Source organism: Tabrizicola sp. (assembly GCF_034366665.1).
GTDB lineage: Bacteria > Pseudomonadota > Alphaproteobacteria > Rhodobacterales > Rhodobacteraceae > Tabrizicola.
Window position 1 is genome coordinate 1 of record NZ_JAXMMF010000017.1, and the last position, 15,216, is coordinate 15,216.

Sequence of the window (15,216 nt, forward strand, 5' to 3'; positions counted from 1 at the left end):
ACCGGAAGCGAAGCCCGCAGGGGATGGATTCTCCGACATAGAAGGCGAACTGGCCTCACAGCGCGAAGACCTGGAAGCGCGTAACGCCACTCTCCAATCAGAGGTCGAGAGGCTGCAGCGCGAACTGGGTGATCTTGCCGACAGGGCCGATGCCGAGAAGGATCAGACAGCCAAGGAACTGGCGCTCGCGCTCGAAGAGGCACAGTCCCAGAACCTCGCGCTCATGGAGGACATGCGGCGGCAGTTCGATCAGGAGATCGCCGTCCTGAAGGCAAGCGCCGACAGCGCAGGTGCCACGGAAGCCGCGCGGGAGGCCGAGCTGGCGGCCAAGCGTGCGGAGCGCGCGGCGCAGCTAGCGGCCCGTGTGGCGTCACCTTCGGTCGTCTTCGATGATGGGCAAAAGGGTGGGGCCGGGGATGCCGGCATGGGGATGCCCGAGGCACCTGCCGATGGCCGGGATGCGACAGGTCGGGATTTCGTGCAGTCGGGGCGGGAAGCCACTGCCACCGAAGTCAGCCAGGTGATCGCCAATCCGTCGAACACCGTCCTTCAGGGGACAATGATCGAAGCGACGCTCGAGAATGCGGTCGACTCGAGCTTGCCCGGTCAGATCACAGCGATCGTGACCCGGCCGGTCTGGTCCTTCGATCAGGCTCAGATCCTGATCCCCGCCGGCTCGCGCCTCTTCGGTGATTATTCGTCGGACGTGGCCATCGGCCAAGGCCGCATTCTTGTCGCTTGGACGCGGCTCGTCACCCCGGATGGGCAGTCCGTGCAGATGGAGGCTTTCGGTGGGGACGCCCAGGGTCGCTCCGGCATCACCGGCAAGGTCAACACGCGCTTCGGTGCCAGATTCGGGTCGGCTGCGCTCATTTCCCTTCTCGGGGCCGTCCCCGCCGTTGCTGCCGCGAAATACACCGACGAAATCAGTTCCGACACGGCCGAGAGCATGGGCGAGGACCTGAGTGCGTCCATGGGCTCAGCGGTCGAGGCCTATACGAGCCTGCCGCCGATCATCACGGTCGCCCCCGGGGCCGCGATCACGGTCATGGTCGATCGCGACTTGGAAATCTGGTGATGGATAATCGGCCGAGTTTCCTCGGCACCTACCTGACACCGATTGCACCCCTGTTTATGCGAGACGATCTGGTTGAGGTGGCGATCAACCCCGATGGAAAGGTCTGGATCGAGCGGAAGGGCGCGACGCACATGGAGCGGGTCGCGCATCTGTCCATCGATCGGGTCCTGTCTAACAACCTTGGGCAGGCAATAGCTTCTGCCGTTGGCGTGCAGTTCTCCGACAAGAAGCCGACCGTTTCTGGAAAGATCGTCTGGGGCGATGTGGCGATCCGGGCGCAGGTTGTGGCGCCGCCCATCGTGGAAGGCGGGATGGCCATTACTTTTCGGCCATTCAAGGTTTCTGCCGATCAGCTCATCGAGCCGCGCCTCTTACACGGTGGTCTCGTCGATCTCGACGCCAAGCGTCGGAAGAGAGCGGAGGAGGCGATGAAGCTGGCTCAGGCTGGGCAGGTCGTCGAGGCCATGCGTCTTTGCGTCGAAGAGCGCATGAACATCCTGATCTCCGGCGGCACCTCGACCGGCAAGACGACATTCGCTCGGTCTTTGTTATCGATGGTGGATCTTGGGGAGCGAATCCTGACCATCGAGGATTCCTATGAGCTGTTTCCCCGTCAGGAGAACGCCGTGGCACTCAAGGCAGATCGTAGTGCCCAAGGCGAGCGGACACCGGCGCGGCTGCTGGAAGCCTCGCTCCGGATGCGACCTGATCGGATTATCCTAGGCGAGCTGCGGGGGGAGGAAAGCCGGACTTTTCTCGAAGCAATCAACACCGGGCACGGTGGGTCGTTCACGACGATCCATGCCGACACTGCACGGAAAGCCATCGATAGGTTGGCGATCATGGTCATGGCCGCTGGGCTGGGTATGGGGTTTGAAGAGGTGAAGCGGTATTGTGAGGGGAGCGTGGACTTGGTGGTGCAGCTTTCGCGGCAGGGCGGGCGGCGTGGGGTGGCGGAGATATTGTGCCTCTGAGGATCGCGAAGGGCGGAACGTGGAACCGAGCAGGTGCGTCATCGCACCTGCAGCATTCCAGGATAGTAGTCATTCGCGCCGGCGGGTGTGTCTACTCTGAGCAAATGGTCCAGCGGGGCGCGGAACTGCCGTTAGGCAGGATCTGGAACTGCCCGAATGTACACTGACAGCGGTCACCGAATGCAGGCAATGGGATTGCAGTCCAACCGCTTTTTGAGCAACCGACTTGAAAGCGAAGCATGCAGTGTGTAAACCTGATTGGCAAGGCAGTGAAGGTTGAAGCCGCTGACCGACGGAACCCGATCCAATTGAGCATTGTTCAGACTATTCTTCTGAAATCGACGGATCCCGGGGTGATTGCTGCCGTATCGTCGGCGCTGAGCGAGGCTGACGGCTATCGGCTGATCTACTGCGAGGATGACCGCACCGCGATCCGACGGATGGACGAGGTTCTCGTAAACCTGTTCTTGTATGATTGCGGAGACAGCGGACACATCGATGAAAGCGCGCTGATCCATTCGCGCCTTGCGCATACCTCCTGCGCCCGGATCGTGGTCTTCGACCCCACAAGCACGCCGGAGGGGTTCCAGCTTGCCAACCGGACGGCCGCCTACGTGTTTCTGTTCAAGCCTTTGGACCCGGCACAGCTGGGCGTAATGGCTAAACGCGCGCTGGAACAGGCGGAACTGGCTAGGCGGCACCGCATCCTCAGTCGCGAGCTGAAGCTGTCACTGGATGAGGACATCTTTCAGACCACCGCCGACGGATCGGTCCAAGGTGGCTACTCGCAGTTCGAAAGGCTGGTCTTCGTCAGCGCCAAGATGGCCGATCTGGTGGCCGAGGCGAAGATGTCGGCCAGCACCAACATGCCCGTGCTGATCCAGGGCGACACCGGCACCGGCAAGGAACTGCTGGCGCGAGCCATTCACTTCAACTCGGGCAGGCGCAAATCGCCGATGCTGGTCCAGAACTGCGGCGGCATCGCCGAGAACATGCTGCACTCGGAACTCTTCGGCCATGTGCAGGGGGCCTTTCCGGGGGCGATTTCGGACCGGCTGGGCCTGTTCCGGGCGGCGGATGGCGGGACGGTGTTTTTGGATGAGGTGTCCGAAATTTCGCCCCAGTTTCAGGTGGCGCTGTTGCGCTTCCTGCAAGAGGGCGAGGTCAAGCCCCTCGGGTCGGACACGATGCTGCACAGTGATGTGCGGATCATCGCGGCCTCCAACAAGTCGATCGAGAAAATGGTGCAGCAAGGCACCTTCCGCCGCGATCTTTACTACCGGCTGCGCGGGTTTCAGCTGGACGTGCCCGCCCTGGCCGACCGGCCCGAGGATATTCCGGTCCTGACCCGGTTCTTCGTCGAGAAATACGCCGGAGTTGTCGGGCGGCGCGTCCTTGGGGTGACCACCGATGCCCTGAAGCATCTGGAGGCCTATCCCTTCCCGGGCAACGTGCGCGAGCTAGAGACCGAGGTCCAGCGCATGGTCGCGGTGGCCGAACAGGGCGGCTACATCGCCCTGCGCCATTTGTCCGAAAAGATTTCCTCCACGCCGATCAATGACACGGGTTCGGGTGGGTTCGCACCCACGGGCGGCACTTTGAAAGACATGGTCGAAAGCCTTGAGCGCGCTATTGTCTTGCAGGCCTTGGACCGTAGCCACTGGAACCAAAGCAAGGTGGCAACCGACCTTGGGCTGTCCCGGGTCGGATTGGCGAACAAGATCAAGCGGTACGATATCAAACGGGGACGTGGGGGATGAGCGAACAGCCTGAACGATCTGTCGTCGTGCCGTTCCCCGGCCCGCGCCCGGCGAAAGCGCCCGCGAAACCTCGCGACCTTGGCCTGACGGCCCTGTCGAAATCGCTTGGCCCCGTGGCGATCAGCGCCAAGGGCCATTGGTGTGACCGCTGCAACGGCATCTGGTACAGCTATTTCGGCGAGGCGCGTTGTCCGGTCTGCGGCGGTCGCTGCTAAAGTCGCTGCAAAGAAACTTTGCAGGGCCGCACTCGGCATCGTTTTCAGTTTACACTTCGTTGCAGCAATAACCGTTGGCCGACCCCCGAGTTGATTTCCCACAGCCCGCTTCCCCGATTAGCATGTCAGGAAGATCGGCCACTTCAGAGCCGATCACCTTGATCGTGCCGCTGTCGCATCCGGCAAGTGGCGTCATCACCGGGAGGAACGGATGGCTAATCTACTCTGGCTGCAAGGCGGCGCCTGTTCGGGCAACACGATGTCGTTCCTCAATGCCGAGGAACCAAGCGCCTGCGATCTGGTGACCGATTTCGGTATCAACATCCTGTGGCAACCCTCGCTGGGTCTGGAGCTTGGCGACAACGTCAAGACGATCCTGCAGAAGTGCATCTCGGGCGAGATCAAGCTGGATATCTTCGTCTTCGAAGGCACCGTGATCAACGCGCCCAACGGTACGGGGGAATGGAACCGCTTCTGCGGCCGCCCGATGAAGGAGTGGGTCAAAGAGCTTTCGGGCGCTGCGGATTTCGTGGTCGCCATCGGCGATTGCGCGACCTATGGCGGCATCCCGGCAATGGCGCCGAACCCGTCGGAAAGCGTGGGGATGCAGTTCCTGAAGCGCGCCAAGGGCGGGTCGCTGGGTGCCGGGTTCAAGGCGAAATCGGGCCTGCCAGTCATCAACATTCCCGGCTGCCCCGCGCACCCGGACTGGGTCACCCAGATCCTTGTCGCCGTCGCCACGGGCCGTGCGGGCGATCTGACGCTGGACGAGTTTCACCGGCCAAAGACGTTCTTCTCGTCCTTTACTCAGACTGGCTGCACCCGGAACATGCACTTTGCCTACAAGGTCTCGACCACCGCCTTCGGCCAGCGCAAGGGGTGCCTCTTCTATGACCTCGGCTGCAGGGGCCCGATGACGCACAGCCCCTGCAACCGCATCCTGTGGAACCGCCATTCGTCCAAGACGCGCGCCGGGATGCCCTGCCTTGGCTGCACGGAACCGGAGTTCCCCTTCTTCGATCTGAACCCCGGCACGGTGTTCAAGACGCAGACGGTGATGGGCGTGCCCAAGGACATGCCGACGGGCGTCGACAAGGTCGGCTATATCAAGCTGACCGCCGCCGCCAAGGGAATGGCCCCCGCATGGGCCGAAGAAGACATCTTCGTGGTCTGAACCGCGAACAGGGAGCAAATACATGTCAGCAGTTGCAGCAACCGTCGAGACGCTCGACATCTCTCCTGTGGGCCGGGTCGAAGGCGATCTGGACGTGCGGGTGGAAATCGAGGGCGGCAAAGTCACCAACGCCTGGACCCACGCGGAACTGTTCCGCGGGTTCGAGGTGATCCTGAAGGACAAGGACCCGCAGGCGGGTCTTGTCGTCACCCCCCGCGCCTGCGGGATTTGCGGGGCCTCGCACCTGACCTGCGCCGCCTGGGCGCTGGATACGGCCTGGGGCACGACCGTGCCGCGCAACGCCATCCTCGCGCGGAACCTGGGTCAGATCGTGGAGTCGCTGCAATCGCTGCCGCGCCACCACTACGGCCTGTTCATGATCGACTACACCAACGAAAACTATGCCGCGTCGCCCTTCTACGCCGAAGCGGTCAAGCGCTATTCGCCCTTCACCGGCACCTCCTATGAGGCGGGGGTCACCATCTCGGGCCGCCCGGTCGAGATTTACGCGCTTCTGGGGGGGCAATGGCCACATTCGTCCTTCATGGTGCCGGGCGGCGTGATGTGCGCACCGACCCTGACCGACGTGACGCGGGCCTGGTCGATCCTGGAGCATTTCCGCCAGAACTGGATCGAACCCCTGTGGCTCGGCTGCTCGATGGAGCGGTACGAGGAAATCCAGACGCTGGAACAGTTCGAGGCCTGGCTTGAGGAAAGCCCTAAGCACGCCAATTCCGACCTGGGCCTGTTCTGGCGCATGTCCAAGGAGATCGGCCTGCAGCACTATGGCAAGGGCCATGGGCGTTTCGTGACCTGGGGCTACCTGCCGCATGAGGACAAGTACAACAAACCCACCATCGACGGGCGGTCCAGTGCGGTGATCATGAAGTCGGGCACCTATGACGGTGCGACTGATACCTTCGGGCCGATGGAGCATATCTTCACCCGTGAAGACACGACCCACGCCTGGTACGATGAGGGCGCGGCGGTCCATCCGTTCGACCGCACGACGAAGCCCATCGCCAAGAACAAGGTCGATCCGGCAGGCAAGTATTCCTGGGGCACCGCTGTGCGCCATGCGGAATCCGGCGCGCTCGAGGCCGGGCCGCTGGCCCGCCGTCTGATCGCGGGCAACACCACCGGGCAGGCGTTCCAGCATTCTGACGGGCTGGTACTGGACATGTACCGCAAGATGGGCGGCGCCTCGATCATGCTGCGCCATTTCGCGCGGATGCATGAGCTGTGCATCCTCTATCGCGAGGCCGAGCGCATCCTGCGCGAGTTCCGGCTGAACGACGAGTGGTACATCAAACCGACCGAGCGCGACGGCAAGGGCTGGGGAGCGACCGAGGCAATCCGGGGTGCGCTGTGCCACTGGATCGAGGTGAAGAACGGCAAGATTGCCAATTACCAGATCATCGCCCCCACCACCTGGAACGTCGGCCCCCGCTCGGCCGACGGTCAGCGCGGCCCGATCGAAGAGGCCTTGATCGGCACGCCGATCAAGAACAAGCACGATCCCGTCGAGGTCGGTCACGTCTGCCGGTCCTATGACAGTTGCCTCGTCTGCACGGTGCATGCCCATGACGGCCAGACCGGCGAGGAACTGGCGCGCTTCAGGACGGCTTGATCCGGAGAGCGGCGGTCGGGCGACATCCCGACCGCCAAGGGCTGCATCCGGGGAGGGGAAAGCCATGACAGAGGAGGCAAACCGCAGCCTGCGGAACCAGACATTCATCGCGCGCTACGGGGTCACCCCCGCAGAGGCCAGCCATGACATGCTGCTGCAGATGATCGAGGACATGTTCGCCGACGGGCTGGTCACCGAGGTGGAGCCGTTCCCCGAGACCGACAAGGAGTTCTCCAAGCTTCTGGACATCCTGCGCCCGCTGGATGCGAACGAGTTGCGGAAAAAGCTGGTGATTTCCGGCTGGTTGCTGGAGCCTTACGGCCCCGACAAGATGCGTTGCCAGGAATGCATGTATTTCCTCGTGCACAAGCGTTGGTGCGACCTGCCGGAGCTGAACCTGCCCGCCAAGGCGGACTGGTGGTGCCGCCTGTGGCGGATCTGAGGGGGGGAAGATGGACATGGACGCCCTGCGCCAGGAAATTGCCAGCCGCCTTGCAGGGGGCCTGCAGACCGAGGTCTGGCCCCGCGCCGGCAGCAGCGAAGAGGTGAACGCGCTGGTCCGCCGCCTGCAGGAGGAAGCGGGCGATGATCTGGAAAAAAAGCTTGTGATTTCAGGCTTTACCGTTCACACCATCGTGGCCGAAGACATGCCGCAGCCCTGCGAGACCTGCATGTACTACAAGGTTCACGCCCGGTTCTGCGATCTGCCCGAACTGATGCTGCCGGTCGAGCCGGAATGGTCCTGCAGGCTATGGCGGATCTGAAGGGGCCCGACATTGTCGTACTTGGCTGCGGCAATCCGAACCGCAGCGATGATGGGGTGGGGCCACGGGTGATTGCGCTTCTGCGGGACAAGGGTTTGCCGCCTCAGGTGCGGCTCTTTGATGTTGGCACAGACGGCATGACAGCCATGTATCGCGCACGCGGGGCCACCCATCTGGTGGTCGTGGATGCCCGCGTGCCCGGCGGCAATCCCGGCGCGGTGTATGAGGTGCCGGGCGAAGTTTTGGCCGCACCGCCCGCGAAAGGCGCGGGCCTGCACGAATTCCGCTGGGACCATGCGCTTTATGCCGGGCGCCGCATCTATGGAGACGCCTACCCGGCAACGGTGGTCGTCCTGTTGATCGAGGCGGCGACGCTTGACCTTGGCCTGGCGCTGAGCCCCCCGGTCGAGGCTGCGGCGCACAGCGTGGCAGGGCGGGTTCGCGGCCTTATCAATGGCTGGCTGGCGGCATGACGGCGGTCGTGTCGGTACGGGACGGGTCGGTCTACCTGCCCGCGGTGGTGGTCGAGACCTATTTTCGCGGCATCGCTTCGGTGGTGGTGCTGATCCGCGACGGCACTCTGATGATCCTGCCGGTGCATCAGGCAACGGCGGGTGGCTGTCTTCTGAAGCTCCGCAATGCTGCGGGGGACCGCGTGGCGCAAGCGCGGGACGTGTTTCAGGATCAGGGTCTGCTGGGCCTGAACCTGACCGACCTGCCAGCAAACTGGGTATCCGATCAGGGCGCGCTTTGCGCAGAACTGCCGCCAGAATTGCAAACATGATTTTCAGTTGAAAAAGAAAGTAGACAGAACGCGCGGCAAGTGATCTTCTTTCCGCACAAGAAGACGCGACACGCCCGAGTCGCGCGGGGAGGGAGTCCACCATGGCTGCAACCAGCCGCACCAAGCAGCAGGTCGATGCGGCGCTGATCGCTGTCGAGGACGCCGACGCGTCCGACGCCGACAAGGCGCAGATGCTGATGGAAATCGCGATGGGCCTGCAGCAGGCCCCGCGCGAAGCGGCCGACCTGCACGCCGCCGTTGACCTTTACCGCCGCGCCCTGACGCTTGTTCCTGCGGGCGAGGCCCTGGGCGGTGCCCGCATCCGCGCCCGTCTTGCCACCGCGCTGATGGCCGTCCCGGCCGAGGATGAGGGGCCGATGAAGGCCGCGAAGGCGGAAATCACCACCGCCATCGCAACCCTGACCGCCGAAGGGTCCGATGCCGAGATCGCCGAGGCCGAGATGAACCTTGGCCTGATCTGCCAGACCCTCGCCGGATGGGGCATGATGCCGATCCAGCCCGCGATCAGCGCCTATCAGCGGGCTTTGCGGACGTTCGACAGATCGGCCTACCCCAAGGAATTCGCCATCCTGCAGAACAACCTGGCCACCGCCTTCATGTCGATGCCCTTCACAGACGAAAGCGGCAAGCTGCGTGAGGCGTTGGCGGTGCAAGCGTTCGAGGAAGGGCTGAAGGTCGTCACTCTGATCGACCATCCGGTTGAATATGCCATGCTGCAAAACAACCTTGGCAATGCGCTGCAGTATGTCTCGACCGCGCACCGGGTAGAAAACTGCTTGCGCGCGCTGGATGCCTATGACGAGGCGCTGAAGGTCCGCACCCTGCGCGACATGCCCGAGTCCTATGCCAACACCATCGCCAACAAGGCCAATTGCCTAGCGAACCTGCCCGACGATCTGGAAAACCCCGAAGCGGGCAACTCGCGCCATGTGCAAGAGGCGGTGGCCCTTCTGCGTGAGGCGCAGAGGATATTCCAACAGCGCGGAGAGGGCGAGAAGGCCCGTTCCGTGGCCGAAGCGATTGTTGATCTGACCTCGGCCCTGGCGCCGCACAGCGCCTTTGCCTCGCACCAAAGCCATTGACCCAAGACCGGGAAGGAACCCTGCGCGTGACTGTTGTCCTCTCTCTCATCCTTGGCCTTGCGGCTGCCCTTGGTGCCGGAGCCCTGTCGGGCATCCGCATCGGCAAGGACGCCCTCGGCACGGAACTCGCCGCCTATATGGGCGGGCTTTACGGCATCATCTCGGGCAGCGTCGCGGTCGTTCTGACCGTGCTCGTGTTGTCGCTGACGTAAGGGGGGCGCGCATGTTCGGCATGGCAGTGAATTCCGCAAAGCAGTTCTTTGCGGGCAAGCTTTTCAAGGACAACCGGATGGTGATTCGGCAACTGGCCATTGGCACGGGTGCGGGTCTGATCGTTGGGCTGGTCCTGGGTCAGTTTGCGCCAATGTGGCTGGCGGCGATTGCCGCAGGGGCGGTGGCGGGGATCGCGCAGCCGATCCTGCTCAAAGACGTGAAGTACGCCTGAGGCCATGAAAGACGCCTCGCCCCCCGCCGCAGATGCCCCCAGCCTTGACCGGCTCTTGGGTGATCTGCGCGCGCTGGAGGCGCTGGCGGAGCATTGGGATGACGCGGCCCGGATGGGGGCAAAGGCCCAGACCGAAGCACTGGACGCGCTGAACGCCGAGGCTTTTCGCCGCCTGATCCGCAGCCTGAAGTCCCAGCCGGGCTTTGGCGCGGCCCTTGCCGAGGCGGTGCGGGATGAGGTGGTCTATGCCGTCCTGCGCCGCCATGGCATCCTGAAACCCTCGCTTTTCGAACGGGTCGAGGCGGCGCTGGAAACCGTGCGCCCGATGCTGGCGAGCCATGGCGGCAATGCCGAGGTGGCCGCCGTTGAGGGTAACCGCGCCGATATCCGGTTTCTGGGGGCCTGCGATGGCTGCCCGGCCTCGCAGCTGACCTTCTACGCCGGGGTGAAGAAGGCCATTCAGGACGCGGTGCCCGAAATAACGGATGTGCGGCAGGTCAAGGGCCTCGGGGGCGGCGGGGCGGATACGGTGCATTTCACCTCACCTTTCGCCGATACGCTGGGCGGGGCCTGGCACAACGCGCTGGACCTTTCGCGCCTGCCAGATGGGGCGGTGCTCTTTGAAACTGTGGGCGGTGAGGGGGTCATCGTCTCACGCCATGGCGACACGGTCACCTGCTTCCGCAATGCCTGCGCCCATATGGGCCTGGAGATGACAGATGGCGCGCTGGACGGTGGTATCCTGACCTGCCCGTTCCACGGCTTTCGCTATGCGCTGGAAAGCGGCGAGTGCCTGACCGCGCCCGAGGTGCAGTTGCATGCCCATGCGGTGCGGGTGATCGGAAGCCGTGTGCAGATCAGGATCGTGCCATGAAGGTCTCGCTGTCGCATTCCTTTTCGCCGATCAAGGCCGAGGGCACGGTCACACTGGGCGCAGCCCTGCTTGATCCCACGGGCGCGCGGGTGATCCTTGGCACCGACGGCGGGATGCTGGCAGACCCGATCACGCCCGCCGCGCACCGCCTGTTCGGGCCGCGCGGGGTCTGCCTGCACCCCGATGGCTCGCTCTGGGTGGCCGATACCGGCCATCACCGGGTCCTGGGCTGGCGGACGGTGCCAACGGTTGACGACACCCCCGCCGATATCCTGCTGGGCCAGCCCGCCTTTGGCCGTGAGGGGCGCAACGCCAAGGGGCCGGTCACGGCGGCCACGCTGAACGTGCCGACGGGGATCGTCGCCTTTCGCGGTGGCCTTGCCGTGGCCGATCCCTGGAACCACCGTGTTCTGATCTGGCGGCAGTTGCCGACCGGACCAGACTGCCCGGCCGATATCATCCTGGGCCAATCCGCGCCGGATGGTGCCCTGGCCAATCGGGGGGCGGATGCGCCGACCGCCTCGACGCTGCACTGGCCTTATGGCGTGGCCGAGGTCGATGGGCGGCTTGTCGTCTGCGACACCGGCAACCGCCGGGTGCTGGTCTGGGACGACCCGGCAAGGACTGGCCAGCCTGCTGACCTTGTGCTTGGGCAGGACAGTTTCACCTGCCGGGATGAGAATGCGGGGGCCGCCGTCTCCTCCCGCTCGATGCGCTGGCCGCATATGGCGGTGGGCTGGCAGGGCGGGTTGGCGGTGGCCGATGCGGGCAACAACCGGGTGATGGTCTGGACGGCGCTGCCCGTGGCGCATGGCCAGCCCGCCGATGCCGTGCTGGGCCAGGGCGCGATGCAGGATTGCGACCTGAACCGCGCGGCCTATTACCCGTCGTCGCTGGCGATGAACATGCCCTATGCGCTGGCCGTGCTGCAGGGCAGGCTGGTGGTGGGCGACACCGCCAACTCGCGCCTCCTGGGGTTCTCGGATACCGCGATGGGCGCCCATGCCGACCGCCTGACCGGCCAGCCGGATTTCGCCGCCAAGGGCGACAACCGCTGGGGCATGGCGATGCGCGACAGCCTGTGCTGGCCCTACGGGTTGTCGGCACTCGGGGATACGGTTGCAGTGGCCGATAGCGGCAACAACCGCGTGCTGATTTGGGATGCCGCACCATGAGGGGCGCGCAGGTCACCGTGCGGGGGCAGGTGCAGGGCGTGGGCTTTCGCCCCGCCGTCTGGCGGCTGGCGCAGGAAATGGGCCTTGCGGGCGACGTGAAGAATACGGCTGAGGGGGTGGTGATCCGCCTCTGGGGCGACGGCCTTGCCACCTTCCCCGACCGTCTGCACGCGAGCCTTCCCGCCCTCGCCCGGATCGAGGAATTGCGGGTAGAGCCTTTGGAGGCCGAAGCGCCCAAGGGCTTTGACATCGTCGCCTCCGAGGGCGGCGAGATGCGCGGCTCGGTCACCCCCGATGCCGCAACCTGCCCGGATTGCCTGGCCGAGATCCGCAATCCGTTCGAACGGCGCTACCGCTATCCCTTCACCAACTGCACGAACTGCGGCCCGCGCTTTTCCATCGTCACCGCAGCACCCTATGACCGGGCCAAGACGACGATGGCCCCCTTTGACCTGTGCGAGCCCTGCGCGACCGAATACCGCAACCCCGTCGACCGCCGCTTTCACGCCCAGCCTGTGGCTTGCGGCCGCTGCGGGCCGCAGATCTGGATCGAGAAACTGGGGCGGGGGGCGGTGCAGCACGAAGCCTTTTCGATGCTGGACGATATCGACGCGACCGGCGGCATGATCCTGAACGGCCATATCGTGGCGATCCGGGGCCTTGGCGGCGTGCATCTGGCCTGTGATGCGACGAACGCGGCGGCGGTGGCCGAACTGCGCCGCCGCAAGGGCCGCGCGGGCAAGGCCTTCGCCCTCATGGCCCGCGATCTGGGAGTGGTGCGGGAATACTGCGAGGTGTCGGAGGTGGAGGCCGCTGCGCTGAGCGGTCCCGAAGCACCGATCGTCCTTTTGAAATCGCTGCCGAACAGCCTGCCGGGCAGCATCGCGCCGGGGCTGGACCGGTTGGGCGTGATGCTGCCCTACACGCCTTTCTACCACATGATCCTGCGCCGGATCGGGCGGCCCGTGGTGATGACATCGGGCAACCCCTCGGGCCAGCCGCAGTGCATCACCAACGAGGACACGCGCGAAAGGCTGGCCGAGATCGCCGATTTCGCCTGCCTGCATGACCGAGAGATTGCGAACCGCATTGATGACTCGGTCGTCCGCGTCGACCTTGGCCGCCCCCGCCTCTTGCGCCGGGCGCGGGGCTATGCGCCCGCTGGCCTTGCCCTGCCGTCGGGCTTTTCGCGTGACCTGCAAGTGCTGGCGATGGGGTCAGAGGTGAAGAACACCTTCTGCCTTGTGAAGGGGGGCCAGGCGATCCTGTCTCAGCACATGGGCGATCTGGAGGATGCGGCGACCCATGCCGATACCGCCCGCAACCTTGACCTTTACACCCGGCTTTTCGACCACGCTCCCGATATCATTGCGGTGGACCAGCACCCGCAGTACCTCGCCACCCAAGCCGGTTACGCCCGCGCCGAAGGTCGCCCGGTGATCGCGGTCCAGCACCACCACGCCCATATCGCCGCCTGCCTGGCCGAGAATGGCCGCGCGCTGGACGCCCTCCCAGTTCTTGGCATCGCCATGGACGGCACCGGCTTGGGTAATGACGGTACGATCTGGGGCGGCGAGTTCCTCGTCTGCGACTATCGCGGTTACCGGCGGGCAGGCAGTCTGAAGCCCGTCGCCCTCCCGGGTGGGGCGGCTGCGGTGCGAGAGCCGTGGCGCAACGCCTATGCCCACCTCATGGCGCAGATGGGCTGGGCAGAATTCTCGATGAACTTCTGCGGGTTGGAGATTCATCGTCGCCTGTCCCACATCCCCCGCGCGACGCTGGATGGGATGATCACGAAGGGGCAGAACACGCCGCTGTCCACCTCTTGCGGACGCCTCTTCGACGCAGCGGCGGCGATTGCGGGCGTGGCCTGGGGGCCGCAAAGCTATGAGGGTGAGGCGGCGATGCGGTTTGAAGCAGCGATTGACCCCGCCGCGATGAAAGAACCCGAGGACCTCGCCTATCCCTTCTCCACCCCGCTGCTCGGAGGGCGCGGGATGCCTTACATCGAGCCGCTGGCCGTTTGGCGGGCGATGCTGGGCGATCTGATCCTTGAAACCCCGGTGGGCGTGATCGCGGCCAGGTTCCATCGTGGTCTGGCCATGGCCATCGTGCGGATGGCTGAGCGGATCACCAAGGATACCGAGATCGATACCGTCGCCCTGTCGGGCGGTTGTTTCCAGAACGCCACGCTCTTTGCCCTTGTGCATCAGGGGCTTGAGGCATCCGGCAAGCAGGTCCTCAGCCACGGACAAATCCCCGCGAACGATGGCGGGCTGGCTTTGGGTCAGGCTGTCGTCGCCCTCGCCGTCACCGGAAAGGAAACCCCATGTGCCTAGGCATCCCCGGACAGATCGTTGAAATCGCCGACGCGACCCGAAAACTGGCCATCGTCGAGGTGATGGGCGTGCGCCGTCAGGTCAACGTCGCCTGCATCCTGAAGGACGAACCGATTGAAAGTCTGATCGGGGCCTGGTCCTTGATCCACGTCGGCTTTGCCATGAGCCGGATCAACGAAGAAGAGGCCGCGCTGACCCTCGACATCCTGCGTCAGCTTGGCGAGGCGCAGGAAGAGATCGAGGCGATGCGCGCGTCCGAAAGGATGCTCGCATCATGAAATACGCTGACGAATTCCGCGATCCGGTTGCCGCGCGGGGGGTCTTGGCCGCCATTGCGCGCGTCACCGACGAGATCGGTGCGACCAAGGACAAACCCGTCCACATCATGGAAATCTGCGGCGGCCACACCCATGCGATCTTCCGCTATGGCCTTGATAAACTGACGCCGCCCGGCCTCGAATTCATCCACGGCCCCGGCTGCCCGGTCTGTGTCCTGCCGATGAGCCGGATCGACGAATGCGTGGAGATTGCCGAACGCCCCGGCGTCATCATGACGACCTTCGGCGATGCGATGCGCGTGCCGGGGCGGCGGAAATCGCTGATCCAGGCCAAGGCGGACGGCGCTGATGTCCGCATGGTCTATTCGCCGCTGGACGCGCTGGAGCTTGCCCGCCGCCACCCCGACCGTGAGGTGGTGTTCTTCGGCCTTGGGTTCGAGACGACAACGCCCTCGACTGCGCTGACGATCCTGCAGGCGGCGGCGGACAACCAGACGAAGTTCTCGAACTACGGCAACCACCCCACCGTCCCGCCGCCGATCAACGCGCTGCTGGCTGCCCCGCACATGGTGCTGGATGGCTTAGTCGGCCCCGGCCATGTGTCGATGGTCATCGGCATCCAT

General features: G+C 64.6%; 18 protein-coding genes. All 18 read left to right on the top strand.

What is annotated here, in order from left to right; genetic code table 11:
* Positions 1 to 1,078, top strand: a 1,078-nt coding sequence (locus tag U1E69_RS02040; RefSeq protein WP_322242406.1) for a TrbI/VirB10 family protein, incomplete at its 5' end; no start/stop codon positions are given.
* Positions 1,078 to 2,052, top strand: coding sequence for a P-type DNA transfer ATPase VirB11 (gene virB11 / locus U1E69_RS02045; protein ID WP_322242407.1), 975 nt, complete (start codon positions 1,078 to 1,080; stop codon positions 2,050 to 2,052). The genes U1E69_RS02040 and virB11, both read left to right, overlap by 1 nt.
* Positions 2,053 to 2,405: 353 nt before the next feature.
* On the top strand, positions 2,406 to 3,812 hold the full coding sequence (locus U1E69_RS02050; RefSeq protein ID WP_305539982.1) for a sigma-54 dependent transcriptional regulator: 1,407 nt from the start codon (positions 2,406 to 2,408) through the stop codon (positions 3,810 to 3,812).
* Positions 3,809 to 4,027 (top strand): hypothetical protein, encoded by a 219-nt coding sequence (locus U1E69_RS02055; RefSeq protein ID WP_305539980.1) that lies wholly within the window; start codon positions 3,809 to 3,811, stop codon positions 4,025 to 4,027. The genes U1E69_RS02050 and U1E69_RS02055 overlap by 4 nt, the downstream gene beginning before the upstream one ends.
* A gap of 211 nt (positions 4,028 to 4,238) precedes the next feature.
* Positions 4,239 to 5,201: a HupU protein gene (locus U1E69_RS02060; protein WP_305539978.1), complete on the top strand. Its 963-nt coding sequence runs from the start codon at positions 4,239 to 4,241 to the stop codon at positions 5,199 to 5,201.
* 22 nt (positions 5,202 to 5,223) lie between these two features.
* Positions 5,224 to 6,831 carry a nickel-dependent hydrogenase large subunit gene (locus U1E69_RS02065; RefSeq protein ID WP_305539977.1) on the top strand — a complete coding sequence of 536 codons (1,608 nt, stop codon included), beginning with the start codon at positions 5,224 to 5,226 and terminating at the stop codon, positions 6,829 to 6,831.
* 64 nt (positions 6,832 to 6,895) lie between these two features.
* Complete coding sequence (locus tag U1E69_RS02070; protein ID WP_305539975.1) at positions 6,896 to 7,273, top strand: hypothetical protein; 378 nt, start codon at positions 6,896 to 6,898, stop codon at positions 7,271 to 7,273.
* 10 nt (positions 7,274 to 7,283) lie between these two features.
* The gene (locus U1E69_RS02075) at positions 7,284 to 7,595 is read left to right on the top strand and encodes a hypothetical protein (protein WP_305539974.1); all 312 of its coding nucleotides are present in this window, start codon (positions 7,284 to 7,286) and stop codon (positions 7,593 to 7,595) included.
* A complete protein-coding gene (locus U1E69_RS02080) occupies positions 7,583 to 8,068 on the top strand; it encodes a hydrogenase maturation protease (RefSeq protein ID WP_322242413.1) in 486 nt (161 codons plus the stop codon). The genes U1E69_RS02075 and U1E69_RS02080 overlap by 13 nt, the downstream gene beginning before the upstream one ends.
* Entirely contained in the window at positions 8,065 to 8,379 is a 315-nt protein-coding gene (locus tag U1E69_RS02085) for a hypothetical protein (protein ID WP_305539969.1), read from the top strand. Before U1E69_RS02080 ends, U1E69_RS02085 begins: the two co-directional genes overlap by 4 nt.
* Positions 8,380 to 8,480: 101 nt before the next feature.
* Positions 8,481 to 9,482 carry a hypothetical protein gene (locus tag U1E69_RS02090; RefSeq protein ID WP_305539967.1) on the top strand — a complete coding sequence of 334 codons (1,002 nt, stop codon included), beginning with the start codon at positions 8,481 to 8,483 and terminating at the stop codon, positions 9,480 to 9,482.
* Between the two features lie 26 nt (positions 9,483 to 9,508).
* Complete coding sequence (locus U1E69_RS02095) at positions 9,509 to 9,694, top strand: hypothetical protein (protein ID WP_305539964.1); 186 nt, start codon at positions 9,509 to 9,511, stop codon at positions 9,692 to 9,694.
* Positions 9,695 to 9,705: 11 nt separating this feature from the next.
* Positions 9,706 to 9,927, top strand: a complete 222-nt coding sequence (locus tag U1E69_RS02100) for a hypothetical protein (protein ID WP_305539961.1) — start codon at positions 9,706 to 9,708, stop codon at positions 9,925 to 9,927.
* A 4-nt stretch (positions 9,928 to 9,931) separates the two neighbouring features.
* Positions 9,932 to 10,801, top strand: coding sequence for a NifU family protein (locus U1E69_RS02105; protein ID WP_305539958.1), 870 nt, complete (start codon positions 9,932 to 9,934; stop codon positions 10,799 to 10,801).
* A complete protein-coding gene (locus U1E69_RS02110; protein ID WP_305539955.1) occupies positions 10,798 to 11,976 on the top strand; it encodes an NHL repeat-containing protein in 1,179 nt (392 codons plus the stop codon). The genes U1E69_RS02105 and U1E69_RS02110 overlap by 4 nt, the downstream gene beginning before the upstream one ends.
* A complete protein-coding gene (gene hypF / locus U1E69_RS02115) occupies positions 11,973 to 14,315 on the top strand; it encodes a carbamoyltransferase HypF (protein WP_305539952.1) in 2,343 nt (780 codons plus the stop codon). The genes U1E69_RS02110 and hypF overlap by 4 nt, the downstream gene beginning before the upstream one ends.
* On the top strand, positions 14,306 to 14,593 hold the full coding sequence (gene hypC / locus U1E69_RS02120; RefSeq protein WP_305539949.1) for a HypC/HybG/HupF family hydrogenase formation chaperone: 288 nt from the start codon (positions 14,306 to 14,308) through the stop codon (positions 14,591 to 14,593). Before hypF ends, hypC begins: the two co-directional genes overlap by 10 nt.
* The coding region (hypD, locus tag U1E69_RS02125; protein WP_322242416.1) for a hydrogenase formation protein HypD at positions 14,590 to 15,216 on the top strand (627 nt) is incomplete at its 3' end. The genes hypC and hypD, both read left to right, overlap by 4 nt.

Bases quoted from the DNA above. Each gene is read 5' to 3' on its own strand.
- U1E69_RS02060 (WP_305539978.1), top strand. From the start codon at position 4,239: ATGGCTAATCTACTCTGGCTGCAAGGCGGCGCCTGTTCGGGCAACACG.
- virB11 (WP_322242407.1), top strand. From the start codon at position 1,078: ATGGATAATCGGCCGAGTTTCCTCGGCACCTACCTGACACCGATTGCA.
- U1E69_RS02075 (WP_305539974.1), top strand. From the start codon at position 7,284: ATGGACATGGACGCCCTGCGCCAGGAAATTGCCAGCCGCCTTGCAGGG.
- U1E69_RS02110 (WP_305539955.1), top strand. From the start codon at position 10,798: ATGAAGGTCTCGCTGTCGCATTCCTTTTCGCCGATCAAGGCCGAGGGC.
- U1E69_RS02065 (WP_305539977.1), top strand. From the start codon at position 5,224: ATGTCAGCAGTTGCAGCAACCGTCGAGACGCTCGACATCTCTCCTGTG.
- hypC (WP_305539949.1), top strand. From the start codon at position 14,306: ATGTGCCTAGGCATCCCCGGACAGATCGTTGAAATCGCCGACGCGACC.
- U1E69_RS02105 (WP_305539958.1), top strand. From the start codon at position 9,932: ATGAAAGACGCCTCGCCCCCCGCCGCAGATGCCCCCAGCCTTGACCGG.
- U1E69_RS02090 (WP_305539967.1), top strand. From the start codon at position 8,481: ATGGCTGCAACCAGCCGCACCAAGCAGCAGGTCGATGCGGCGCTGATC.
- U1E69_RS02055 (WP_305539980.1), top strand. From the start codon at position 3,809: ATGAGCGAACAGCCTGAACGATCTGTCGTCGTGCCGTTCCCCGGCCCG.
- hypF (WP_305539952.1), top strand. From the start codon at position 11,973: ATGAGGGGCGCGCAGGTCACCGTGCGGGGGCAGGTGCAGGGCGTGGGC.
- U1E69_RS02080 (WP_322242413.1), top strand. From the start codon at position 7,583: ATGGCGGATCTGAAGGGGCCCGACATTGTCGTACTTGGCTGCGGCAAT.
- U1E69_RS02085 (WP_305539969.1), top strand. From the start codon at position 8,065: ATGACGGCGGTCGTGTCGGTACGGGACGGGTCGGTCTACCTGCCCGCG.
- U1E69_RS02070 (WP_305539975.1), top strand. From the start codon at position 6,896: ATGACAGAGGAGGCAAACCGCAGCCTGCGGAACCAGACATTCATCGCG.
- U1E69_RS02100 (WP_305539961.1), top strand. From the start codon at position 9,706: ATGTTCGGCATGGCAGTGAATTCCGCAAAGCAGTTCTTTGCGGGCAAG.